We start from the raw sequence: 11,939 nt of genomic DNA, 5'->3' as shown, positions 1-11,939 counted from the left end.
CTATGTCAGCGTCACGATCTGCATTCCAGGGGGCCAGGGCGCGAACCAGTGCGCGACCATCGATCACATGCAGGTCGACACCGGCTCGGTCGGCGTGCGCGTACTGGCCAGCGCATTAGGTTCGGCGCTCGCCGCCAGCCTGCCAGCGCAATCGGGTGCCACAGACGATCCGACGGGTAGCGCAGCGATCGCCGAATGCGCGCAGTTCAACACCGGCTTTACATGGGGAGCAGTCAAACGCGCCGACGTAACGATCGGCAGCAAGATGGCCGGCAACATGCCTATCCAGGTAATCGCCGACGGCAAGTACTCGACACCGTCGGACTGTCTGTCGCGCGGCGGCACCAGCCTGGACACAGAGGCCATGATGGGCGCGAACGGCGTAGTCGGCATCTCGACGGCACAGCGCGATTACGTGGCGGCCGCGAACACCGCGCTGCCGGCAACCTATTACTACTGCTTGTCCGCGGGGTCGTGCACGAGCACGCGCGTGCCGCTCGACATCCAGGTCATGAATCCAATCGCCAATTTCACGTCGGATAACAACGGCACGATCATCCGTCTGCCGGCGTTGCCGGCGGGCGGCCAAGCCAAGGCGACGGGCGAACTGGTGTTCGGCATCGGCACGCAGGCGAACAATGCGCTGCCGTCGAATGCGAACATTCTCACGCTGAATCAGTACGGCTATTTCACGACCACGTACCAGGGAAACTCATATCTCAGCGCCATCGACAGCGGCTCCAATGCGAACCTCTTCACGGATTACACGACGCCTTATTCGGGCGACTGGTTTGTGCCGACCACCACGCTCAGCCTGTCCGCGATCCTCGTTGGCGCCACCAGCGGATCCACGCCGGTGAACGTGCCATTCTCACTGGCGAATGGCTTTACGCTACTGGCCAATCCGTACGCGGCCTATGACAGCCTCGGCTCGCCCATGTACAGCATGTTCGTCTGGGGGTTGCCGTTCTTTTACGGCCGCAGCGTCTACACCGCACTCAACAACGCGACGATCGGCACCCATACGGGGCCGTTCATCGCGTTCTGATCGGGCGACACAAGCGAGGGATCGAAACGGAAAGGCCGGCGCCTCATGGCGCCGGCCTTCTCGCCAGCAGCACGATTGCATCGTCCACAACCAGCACGCGTGGATCAAACAAGAATAGCAACGACCCCACCTACTCCGTCTGCCTCAACACCTCCGCCACCGTCCCGAAGATCTCCTCGAGCTGCGCCTCCTCGACGATCAACGGCGGCGAGAACGCCAGAATATCCCCGGTATAACGCGTCAACACGCCCTTCTCGAAGCAGCGCACGAACACGTCATAGGCACGCGCGCCCGGCGCGCCGTCGCGCGACGCCAACTCCACGCCGCCGACAAGACCCAGATTGCGCACGTCGATCACGTGCCGTTCACCGCGCAGCTTGTGGATCGCGCTCTCGAACAGCGGCGCCATGCGCGCGGCCCGTTCGAACAGTTGCTCGCGCTCATACAGATCGATCGTTGCGCACGCCGCGGCGGCCGCGATCGGATGCCCCGAATACGTATAGCCGTGAAACAGCTCGATACCGCCCGGCGCGCCATTGACGATCGCGTCGTGAATCTTCGCGCTCGCCGCGACCGCGCCCATCGGCGCGGCGGCATTGTTGGTGCCCTTGGCCATCGTCAGCAGGTCGGGTGTGACGCCGAAGTACTGGGCGGCGAACGGTGCGCCGAGGCGTCCCCAGCCGGTGATCACTTCGTCGAAGATCAGCAGGATGCCGTGCCTGTCGCAGATCTCGCGCAGCCGCTGCAAATAGCCTTGCGGTGGAATCAGCACGCCCGTGGATCCGGCCACCGGCTCGACGATCACCGCGGCGAGCGTCGACGCATCGTGCAGCGTCACGAGCCGCTCGAGTTCGTCGGCGAGATGGGCGCCCCACGCGGGTTGTCCCTTCGAAAACGCCGCTTCCTTGAGGTTCAGCGTATGCGGCAGGTGATCGACCGCCGGCAGCAGGCCGCCTGAAAACGCCTTGCGGTTCGGCGCAATGCCGCCCACCGAAATGCCCCCGAAGCCGACGCCGTGATAACCGCGCTCGCGTCCGATCAGGCGCGTGCGCTGCCCTTCGCCGCGCGCGCGGTGATAGGCGAGCGCGATCTTCAGCGCAGTATCGACCGCCTCCGAGCCCGAGTTGACAAAGAAGACGTGCTTCAGATCGCCTGGCGTGTGGCGGACAATTTTTGTCGCGGCTTCGAAGGCCTTCGGGTGGCCCATCTGGAAGGTCGGCGCGAAATCCATTTCGGCCGCCTGCGCCTGCACCGCCGCGACGATCTCGTCGCGGCAATGGCCCGCGTTCACGCACCACAGCCCGGCTGTGCCGTCGAGAATGCGCCGCCCGTCGTGCGACGTGTAGTACATCCCCTTCGCACTTGCCAGCAGGCGCGGCGCGCTCTTGAACTGACGGTTCGCGGTGAAGGGCATCCAGAAGGCGGACATATCGGGTGGGCTGACGGCGCGCTCGTTCATGTTCGTGTCTCCTCACGTGAGTGGTCTTTCAGTGTAGGCACAGCCCGGCGCATGCACAAACGCGCGGCGGCCATGCACCGCTGAGGCCCGCTGGCGGATACGCGCGCTTCGTTGCGGCGCGGCACGCACCCGAACGAGGCGCTTGCCGCGATGCTGCACCACTTTCGCGCGGCCGGGCGCTCCGCCGTCTCGCCGCGCAGCCGCGCCAAGGCGCGCGGCCTATGCAATTCGAGTCGAAATTGCCGCATGGCATGTGGCTTGCAGTACACGAGCGGCAAGTCATGCGGGATAAGCCCTGCTGGCTGAAATCGATGCCCATAAACAGTCACCATCAATGGCAAGGGGAAACACATGAAACGTCGCAGTCTGTTGAAGTTCGGCTCCATGTCCGGCGCATTGGCGCTTGCTGGTCAGGTGCCGTTCGCGAATGCGCAGTCCGGCAGTGGTCCGATCAAGGTGGGCATTCTGCATTCACTGTCGGGCACGATGGCGATCTCCGAAACGTCGCTGAAGGACACCGCGTTGATGACCATCGCGGACATCAACAAGAACGGCGGCGTGATGGGCCGTCAGCTTCAGCCGGTGGTGGTCGACCCGGCGTCGAACTGGCCGCTGTTCGCCGAGAAAGCACGTCAGCTCATTACGCAGGAGAAGTGCGCGGTGGTGTTCGGCTGCTGGACTTCCGTGTCGCGCAAATCGGTGCTGCCGGTGTTCGAGGAACTGAACGGCTTGCTGTTCTATCCGGTGCAGTACGAAGGCGAGGAAATGTCGCGCAACGTGTTCTACACGGGCGCAGCGCCGAATCAGCAGGCGATTCCCGCGACCGAATATCTGATGAGCGCGGAAGGCGGCGGCGCCAAGCGCTTCTTCCTGCTAGGTACCGACTATGTGTATCCGCGCACGACCAACAAGATCCTGCGCGCGTTCCTCAAGTCCAAGGGCGTGCAGGAAGCCGATATTCAGGAGGTCTACACGCCGTTCGGCCATAGCGACTATCAGACCATCGTCGCGAACATCAAGACCTTCTCGCAAGGCGGCAAGACCGCGGTGATCTCGACCGTCAACGGCGACTCGAACGTGCCGTTCTACAAGGAACTCGGCAACCAGGGGCTGAAGGCCTCGGACGTGCCGGTGGTCGCGTTCTCGGTCGGTGAAGAGGAACTGCGCGGCATCGATACGAAGCCGCTGGTCGGCAACCTCGCCGCATGGAACTACTTCATGTCGCTGCGCAACCCGGCCAACGAAAAGTTCAAGAAGGAATGGGCGACCTGGGTCAAGGACAACAACCTGCCGGGCGGCTCGAAGCGCGTGACCAATGACCCGATGGAAGCGACCTTCGTCGGCATCCATATGTGGAAGCAGGCGGTCGAGAAGGCGAAGAGCACCGACGTCGACAAGGTGCGCGTGGCGATGGTCGGCCAGACCTTCGCGGCGCCGTCGGGCTTCACGCTGGAGATGGACGGCAACCACCATCTGCACAAGCCGGTGATGATCGGCGAAGTACGCGCCGACGGCCAGTTCAACGTGGTGTGGCGGACCAAGACCGCGATTCGCGCGCAGCCGTGGAGCCCGTTCATCGCCGGCAATTCGAGCAAGCCGGATGTGGTCAGCTCGATTCCGGCGTTCCTGAAGCGCTCGCGCGTCGCCTGAGCGGACCGACAGGACGGCTCGATGCGGCAGTGCGGTTGGTTACCCGCCTCGCCGCGTTGCGAGCCGATGTATGTGATTCGACCGGGGGCGCGCTTGCCGCACCGCGCGTTCAGTCAGCGTAAAGCGGGGTCGGGCGCGCGCCTTTGCATTCGCATCGTTGGTCTGGATTGGCGCGGTTGAATTCGCGGAACTCACGCCCTTGCACGTTCCCGCTGCCTGCGTCTTCGCAGTCACGGCGGCCGAAGCGGATTCACGGCGCGCACCCGCGACGCAGTAACCCGACAGCGCGGCGCGACCGCTTGCATTGCATCCACGCCGCGCTGCCGGTTTTTCTTCAAAGGCCACCATGGCGTTTTCATTTTTCACAGATGCACGACGGCTCGCACGGCGCAGCATCGCCGGCGCGGCGCTGGTGCTCGTCGCCGGCGCCCCGCTCGCCGCGTTCGCGCTGACTCCCGCCGATGTCGCACCGCTTGCCGGCGACGACTTCGACGCCAAATCCGCGGCGATCGACAAGCTGATCGCCAACCACGACAAGGAATCGCTCGCGGTGCTCAAGGCGCTGTCCGACGACAGCGCGCTCGCCACCGACGCGGGCGCCGTGCTGCTGCAGGACGGCGACACCGCACGCGATGCCGTCACCGGCAAGACGGTGGCCGCCGGCGACGCACAGCCGGTCACCCTGAACAACCTGCTGCGCTCGAAAGTGTCGGGCGCCCTCGCGGGCCTGCAACTCGACTCGCCCGACCGGGCCACCCGCGAAGCCGCGATCGGCGCGCTGCTGCAAAATCCCGATCCGGCCATCAAGCCGCTGGTCGACGCGGCCCGCGCGAAGGAAACCGATCCGGCGCTGAAAAAGCGCCTCGACACGCTGTGGGCGATGACCGCGCTGCACGACGCCGACCCGGCCAAACGACTGGAGGCCGTGCAACTGGTGGCCGCACGGCACGACCTCGACATGAACGAACTGCTGCGCCCGCTGGTCGCGAAGAAAGCGGACGGCAGCTTCGCCGAAGCCGACGAGCGCGTGCGCGCCGCCGCGCAAACGGGCATCGACGAACTCGATGCGATCCAGCGCCGCAGCCAGATCGCCGGCACGCTGTTCGCCGGCTTGTCGCTCGGCAGCGTGCTGCTGCTCGCCGCGCTGGGCCTTGCGATCACGTATGGGCTGATCGGCGTGATCAACATGGCGCACGGCGAATTCCTGATGATCGGCGCGTACGCCACTTATGTCGTGCAGAACCTGTTTCAGCGCTTCGCGCCCGGCGCGTTCGACTGGTATCCGCTGCTCGCGGTGCCGGCGTCGTTCGTGGCGGCGGCGCTGGTCGGCATTGTGCTCGAACGGCTGGTGCTCAAGCATCTGTATGGCCGTCCGCTCGAAACGCTGCTGACCACCTTCGGCGTGAGCCTGATCCTGATCCAGGCGACGCGCATGCTGTTCGGCGCGCAGAACGTGCAGGTGATCAACCCGGCCTGGATGAGCGGCGGCGTGACCGTGCTGCCGAATCTGATCCTGCCGTACAACCGCCTCGCGATTCTGGCGTTCTCGCTGATCGTCGTCGGCATCGCGTGGGCGGTGTTGACGAAGACGCGCCTCGGCCTGTTCGTGCGCGCCGTCACGCAGAATCGCCGCATGGCTGCGTGCGTCGGCGTGAAGACCGCGCGCGTCGATTCGTATGCGTTCGCTTTCGGCGCGGGCATCGCGGGTCTCGGCGGCTGCGCGCTGTCGCAGATCGGCAACGTCGGACCGGACCTCGGCCAGAGCTACATCATCGATTCGTTCATGGCGGTCGTGCTCGGCGGCGTTGGCCAGCTTGCCGGCACTGTCATCGGCGGCTTCGGGCTCGGGCTCGTCAGCAAGGCGATCGAGCCGTTCTGGGGCGCGGTGCTCGCGAAGATCGCGGTACTGGTGCTGATCGTGTTGTTCATCCAGAAGCGTCCGCAGGGCATGTTCGCCCTCAAGGGCCGTAGCGCGGAGGCATGAGATGACTTCTGCTACTTCGACGAGCTCGTCGGCTCACGGCGGCGCAACGAGCGGCGGCGCGGCCGCCGCGCGCGACGCGCAGTCCGGCTTCGCGCTCGGCCTGCCGCCGCGTCCCGCGCTGCTGTCGCGGCGCGCGTGGCTCGCGCTGATTGCGTTGATCATCGTGTTCGGACTCGGCGTGCCGTTCGCCACGCTGGTGCTGCCGGAGACGAGCCCGCTGCATCTGTCCGCGTACGCGACGACGATCACCGGCAAGTTCATGTGCTACGCGATCGCGGCGCTCGCGCTCGATCTCGTGTGGGGCTACTGCGGCATTCTGAGCCTCGGCCACGCGCTGTTCTTCGCGCTGGGCGGCTACGCGATCGGCATGTACCTGATGCGCGCGATCGGTCACGACGGCAAGTACGGCAGCGATCTGCCCGACTTCATGGTGTTTCTCGACTGGCATCAACTGCCGTGGTACTGGCAGGGCACGCAGCATCTCGGCTACGCGCTCCTGCTGGTGGTGCTGGTGCCGGCGGTGGTCGCGTGGGTGTTCGGCTTCTTCACTTTCCGCTCGCGCGTGAAAGGCGTGTACCTGTCGATCATCACACAGGCGATGACGTTCGCCGCGATGCTGCTGTTCTATCGCAACGAAACTGGCTTCGGCGGCAATAACGGCTTCACCGACTTCAAGCGCATCGGCGGTTTTCCGATCACGCATGCGGGCACGCGCACCGCGCTCCTGCTGATCACGTTCGCGGTGCTGATCCTCGCGTTCCTCGGCGCGCGCGCAATCGTCTCGTCAAAGCTTGGCCGCGTGGTCACCGCCGTGCGCGACGGCGAAACGCGCCTGATGTTCCTCGGCTACAGCCCGCTCGCCTACAAGCTGTTCGTGTGGACCGTGTCGGCGGTGCTGTGCGGGATCGCGGGCGCCTTGTACGTGCCGCAGGTCGGCATCATCAACCCCGGCGAGATGTCGCCGGGCAACTCGATCGAGATGGCGATCTGGGTCGCGGTGGGCGGACGCGGCACGCTGATCGGGCCGATCATCGGCGCGTTCGCGGTAAACGGCGCGAAGAGCTTTTTCACGGCGAATTTCCCTGAATACTGGCTGTTCTTTCTCGGTCTGATCTTCGTGCTGGTCCCGCTGCTGCTGCCCAACGGCATCATGGGGCTGATCGAACTCGTGACGCGCAAAAGGAACCGCTCATGAACGAAAACCCGATGGTTCCTGATCTGGCTTTACCGGAAGCGCCCGCCGAGCATTCGCTGAGCGGCGTCGCGAACATGGGGCACGTGGTGGTGCCCGGCGAGATCGACGTGTCGCACGGCACGATCCTGTATCTCGAAGACGTGACGGTGAGCTTCGACGGCTTTCGCGCGTTGAACGCGCTGTCGCTCGCGATCGACGCCGGCGAACTGCGCTGCATCATCGGCCCGAACGGCGCCGGCAAGACGACGATGATGGACGTCATCACCGGCAAGACCGAGCCGGACTCCGGCAAGGTCTTTCTCGGCCAGTCGATCGACCTGACGCGGATGAACGAGCCGTCCATCGCGCGGGCGGGGATCGGCCGCAAGTTCCAGAAGCCGACCGTGTTCGAGCAACACCCCGTGTGGGAAAACCTCGAACTGGCGATGAAAACCGACAAGGGCTGGTTCGCGTCCTTGCGTGCGCGGCTGGATCGCGCGGCGCAGGCGCGCATCGAAGAAACGTTGGCGCTGATCGGCCTGGAAAGCGAGGCGAGGCGCTCGGCCGGCGAGTTGTCGCATGGACAGAAGCAGCGGCTCGAAATCGGCATGCTGCTGATGCAGCAACCGGCGCTGCTGCTGCTCGACGAACCGGCCGCCGGCATGACCGACGACGAAACCATGCAGCTCGCCGAGTTGCTCAACCATTTGCGCGGCACCTGTTCGATGATGGTCGTCGAACACGACATGGAGTTCGTGGCGGCGTTGTCGGGCGACACAGGCAAGGTAACGGTGATGGCCGAAGGCCGAGTGCTCGCGCACGGCACGCTCGACGAAGTCAAGCAGGACGAGACGGTCATCGAGTCGTACCTGGGTCGATGAGCGGCCAATGAGTGTGCCGATGAATCAAAGCTTCGAACGGATAAAACGACCATGCTGGAAGTAGACAAGCTGAACCAGTACTACGGCGGCAGCCACATCCTGCGCGACGTGAAGCTCACCGTGCCCGATGGCAAGCTCACTGTCCTGCTGGGCCGCAACGGCGTCGGCAAGACCACGCTGCTGCGCTGCCTGATGGGCGTGGTGCAGACGAGGAGCGGCTCGATCGCCTGGCGCGGCACGCCGATCACCAAACTGCCGACCTATTCGCGCGTCGAACACGGGCTCGCCTACGTGCCGCAAGGCCGCGATATCTTTCCGCGGCTGACCGTCGAGGAGAATCTGCTGGTCGGCGCGGCCAGCAAGAAGGCGCCGAAGAAGATCCCGGACCGTATCTACGAACTGTTCCCAGTGCTCAAGGACATGCGCAGCCGGCGCGGCGGCGATCTGTCCGGCGGTCAGCAGCAGCAGCTCGCCATCGGCCGCGCGCTGATGAGCGATCCGCAATTGCTGATTCTCGACGAACCGACCGAAGGCATTCAGCCGTCGATCATTCAGGACATTGGCCGCACGCTGCGCCAACTGGTCGAGGAAATGGGCATGACGGTGCTGCTCGTCGAGCAGTACTACGACTTCGCAAAGGACATCGCCGATCGCTACTGGGTGATGAGCCGCGGTGAGATCGTCGCGGGCGGCGAAGGCGCGAATATGGATACGGATGGCGTGCGGACGTTGATCGCCGTGTGATCATCGAGTCATCGTCGTGGGACCAGGCACGCGCCGACGCGCGTGCTATTCTCGCCGCATCGCCCGGCAGCGCGGCTCGCGCCCGCGTGGCGGCCGCAGGCTCGCTTCGCCCTAACACGGCGTCTTCATACGCCGCTTCAACACGTCGACCGCACGCCCATTCGCATGTCGCTTCACGAAAATCACGCCACGCTCGCTAGTGCGCAATCTGCGGCACAACCTGCCGCGCAAACCGCCGCGCCTTCGTCATGGCACGCGCGTCTCGAACTCGGCTTCGTCAAACAGGACGCGCGCACGACGCTCGTGCACCGGCGGCATGACGGACCGTTGCGCGTGCAGCGCACGCTGCATCCCGAAGGCCAGGCGATCTGTCATGCGGTGATCGTGCATCCGCCCGGCGGCATGGCGGGCGGCGATCAGCTCGATATCGACGTCGCGCTCGGCGCCGGCTCGCATGCGGTCATCACCACGCCCGGCGCGACCAAGTGGTACAAGTCCAATGGCCGCGCCGCGCGCCAGCAGATCGCCGTGCGTGTCGGCGAGCAGGCGAAGCTCGACTGGCTGCCGCAAAACAACATCGTGTTCGACCACGCGAACGCGCATCTGGACTTTTCGCTGACGCTGGCCGAAGGCGCCACCGCGCTGGGCTGGGATGCGACCCAGCTCGGACGGCAAGCCGCCGGTGAACGCTGGTTGGATGGCCGCTTGCGCGCCGTCTCGCGAATCATGGGTCCGCAAGGCGAGCTGTTGTGGCTCGAGCGCGCGGCCCTCGACGCCGACGATCCGCTGCGCAATGGCCCCCAAGGGCTGGCAGGCTTTCCCGCCTACGGAACGCTATGGGCCGTCGGCGCCGCGTGCGACGACGCGCTCGCCGAGTCGCTCACCGCGCAATTGCCGTTCGACGATTCGCTGCGCGCCGGCGCTTCGTGCGTGACGAACGGCGTACTGCTCGTGCGCGCGGTCTCGCGTTCGATGGAAACGCTGCAGCACGCCTTGACACGCTGCTGGCTGCAACTGCGGCCGGTCGTGCACGGCGTCGCGGCGAAGCCGCTGCGAATCTGGTCGACCTGATCGGGAGGGGGCTCGCCCCGCTCACGCAGCCTTTCACCTCTGCAAGGCCACTCGCGCACCACGGCGGCGCGGTGGCTCGCCCCAAACGGGTGCGTCGCCCCTCTTTTCGCCCGCATTCCCAAGCTGCACCGCGATGGCACACACCTTGCATCGTCCAGCGCCACGATGCTGCCGCACTCGACGGCAGCCGGCCGGCTTACCGCCGTCACGACACTCACCACCACACGCGCCACCGCTGACGACCATGAAACTATCGCTTACCCGCCCCGCGCGCCGCGCGTTGCTCGCCGCGCTGCTGTCCGTGCCCATCGTCGCGCACCTCGCCTTTCATGCGGTCGCCGCTCACGCGGACACGCTCGACAACATTGCCAAGGCGGGCGTGCTGAAAGTGGCCGTGCCGGAAGACTATCCGCCGTTCGGCGCGGTCGGCCCCGACATGAAGCCGCAAGGCTATGACATCGACACCGCGGCGCTGCTCGCGAAGTCGATGAACGTGAAGCTCGAACTCGTGCCGGTCAATAGCGCGAACCGGATTCCGTATCTGCAAACGGGCAAGGTCGATCTGGTGATCTCGTCGCTCGGCAAAACGCCGGAGCGCACGAAGGTGATCGACTTTTCGAGCGCCTATGCGCCCTACTACCAGGGCGTGTTCGGCCCGGCCGACATCAAGGTGAGCGGCCCCGCCGATCTCACCGGCAAGACGGTCGGCGCGACGCGCGGCGCGCTCGAAGAAATCGGTCTGTCGCAGATGGCGCCGAATGCGACCATCAAACGCTTCGAAGACAACAACGCGACCATCGCCGCGTTCCTCTCGGGCCAGGTGCAATTGATCGCCGCGGGCAATATCGTCGCAGCCGCGATCATCGCGAAGAATCCGCCGCGCCGGCCGGAGCCGAAATTCGTCATCAAGAATTCGCCGTGCTTCGTCGGCATGAACAAGAACGAGCCGCGCCTGCAGCAGAAAGTGGACGCGGCGATCGCCCAGGCCAAACACGACGGTACGCTCGACACGATGTCGAAGAAGTGGTTCGGCGCGCCGTTGCCAGCCGATCTGTAAGCGGGCCGCGTTTGTAAGCGGGCCGTTAGCCGGACTTGTTACCGTGAGCGGCCTGGCCAGTTCATCGGGCTTTGCCCGCGTCGCCGACTCGCCGGGTGCGCATTGCGCGCTCGCGGCCGCGACCCGCAGCGCCTATCACGGGCGCAGCCGGGGGTCCCTGCGGGGACCGCGCTGGCGACCTATCCGGACCACCACCCCGACCGTCCTAACCGAACCTACACATTCGATGAAGCTCACACCTCGCGAGAAGGACAAGCTGCTGATCTTCACCGCCGCGCTGCTTGCCGAACGGCGCCGCGCGCGCGGCCTCAAACTCAACTACCCGGAAGCGATCGCGTTCATCACCGCGGCGCTCATGGAAGCGGCGCGCGACGGCAAGACCGTCGCCGAGGTCATGTACTACGGCACGACGCTGCTCACGCGCGACGACGTGATGGAAGGCGTGCCGGAGATGATCCCCGACATTCAGGTCGAAGCCACCTTCCCCGACGGCACCAAGCTCGTCACCGTTCATCACCCGATCCCTTAAGCGTACGAGGCAAGCCCCATGATTCCCGGCGAACTCATCACCGACGACGGCGAACACGAGCTCAACGCAGGCCGCGCGACGGTCGCGGTGGTCGTGTCGAATACGGGCGACCGCCCGGTGCAGATCGGCTCGCACTATCACTTCTACGAGGTGAACGAGGCGCTCTCGTTCGATCGCGACACGGCGCGCGGCTTCCGGCTGAATATCGCCGCGGGCACCGCCGTGCGCTTCGAACCCGGCCAGGAACGCACCGTCGAGCTGGTCGCGCTGGCGGGCGAGCGCGTCGTCTACGGTTTCAATGGCAAGGTGATGGGCAAGCTCTAACGCCCGCATGCGTGCTAT

At 65.4% G+C, this 11,939-nt stretch carries 11 protein-coding genes; 10 read left to right on the top strand and 1 reads right to left on the bottom strand.

The features are described from left to right. Window positions 1–1,048 (top strand): DUF3443 family protein (locus CIC12_RS24195; RefSeq protein WP_174772169.1); only part of this gene is annotated, 1,048 nt, incomplete at its 5' end. A gap of 130 nt (window positions 1,049–1,178) precedes the next feature. On the opposite strand, the gene CIC12_RS24190 is transcribed toward CIC12_RS24195, so the two are convergent. After that, a complete protein-coding gene (locus tag CIC12_RS24190; RefSeq protein ID WP_168667720.1) occupies window positions 1,179–2,507 on the bottom strand; it encodes an aspartate aminotransferase family protein in 1,329 nt (442 codons plus the stop codon). 351 nt (window positions 2,508–2,858) lie between these two features. Between CIC12_RS24190 and urtA the strand changes: the two genes are divergently transcribed. From urtA to CIC12_RS24145, 9 genes are all read left to right on the top strand, one after another. After that, entirely contained in the window at window positions 2,859–4,157 is a 1,299-nt protein-coding gene (urtA, locus tag CIC12_RS24185) for an urea ABC transporter substrate-binding protein (RefSeq protein WP_168667718.1), read from the top strand. 346 nt (window positions 4,158–4,503) lie between these two features. Next, on the top strand, window positions 4,504–6,141 hold the full coding sequence (gene urtB / locus CIC12_RS24180; RefSeq protein WP_168667715.1) for an urea ABC transporter permease subunit UrtB: 1,638 nt from the start codon (window positions 4,504–4,506) through the stop codon (window positions 6,139–6,141). Between the two features lies 1 nt (window position 6,142). Beyond that, entirely contained in the window at window positions 6,143–7,336 is a 1,194-nt protein-coding gene (gene urtC, locus CIC12_RS24175) for an urea ABC transporter permease subunit UrtC (RefSeq protein WP_168667708.1), read from the top strand. Next, window positions 7,333–8,196 (top strand): urea ABC transporter ATP-binding protein UrtD, encoded by an 864-nt coding sequence (gene urtD / locus CIC12_RS24170; protein ID WP_168667706.1) that lies wholly within the window; start codon window positions 7,333–7,335, stop codon window positions 8,194–8,196. The genes urtC and urtD overlap by 4 nt, the downstream gene beginning before the upstream one ends. 51 nt (window positions 8,197–8,247) lie before the next feature. Further along, window positions 8,248–8,940, top strand: a complete 693-nt coding sequence (gene urtE / locus CIC12_RS24165; protein ID WP_168667704.1) for an urea ABC transporter ATP-binding subunit UrtE — start codon at window positions 8,248–8,250, stop codon at window positions 8,938–8,940. Between the two features lie 165 nt (window positions 8,941–9,105). Continuing rightward, window positions 9,106–10,011 (top strand): urease accessory protein UreD, encoded by a 906-nt coding sequence (locus tag CIC12_RS24160; protein WP_168667702.1) that lies wholly within the window; start codon window positions 9,106–9,108, stop codon window positions 10,009–10,011. 244 nt (window positions 10,012–10,255) lie between these two features. Next, window positions 10,256–11,068, top strand: a complete 813-nt coding sequence (locus CIC12_RS24155; protein ID WP_168667699.1) for a transporter substrate-binding domain-containing protein — start codon at window positions 10,256–10,258, stop codon at window positions 11,066–11,068. 226 nt (window positions 11,069–11,294) lie between these two features. After that, window positions 11,295–11,597 (top strand): urease subunit gamma, encoded by a 303-nt coding sequence (gene ureA / locus CIC12_RS24150; protein WP_042327793.1) that lies wholly within the window; start codon window positions 11,295–11,297, stop codon window positions 11,595–11,597. An 18-nt stretch (window positions 11,598–11,615) separates the two neighbouring features. Beyond that, complete coding sequence (locus CIC12_RS24145) at window positions 11,616–11,921, top strand: urease subunit beta (protein ID WP_168667697.1); 306 nt, start codon at window positions 11,616–11,618, stop codon at window positions 11,919–11,921. The last annotated feature ends 18 nt before the right edge of the window (window positions 11,922–11,939 follow it).

Origin of the sequence: Paraburkholderia sp. SG-MS1 (genome assembly GCF_012275575.1) — a bacterium.
Classification (GTDB): domain Bacteria; phylum Pseudomonadota; class Gammaproteobacteria; order Burkholderiales; family Burkholderiaceae; genus Paraburkholderia.
The sequence above is the reverse complement of the archived record's forward strand: the minus strand, read 5'-3'. Positions and strand labels throughout refer to the sequence as shown.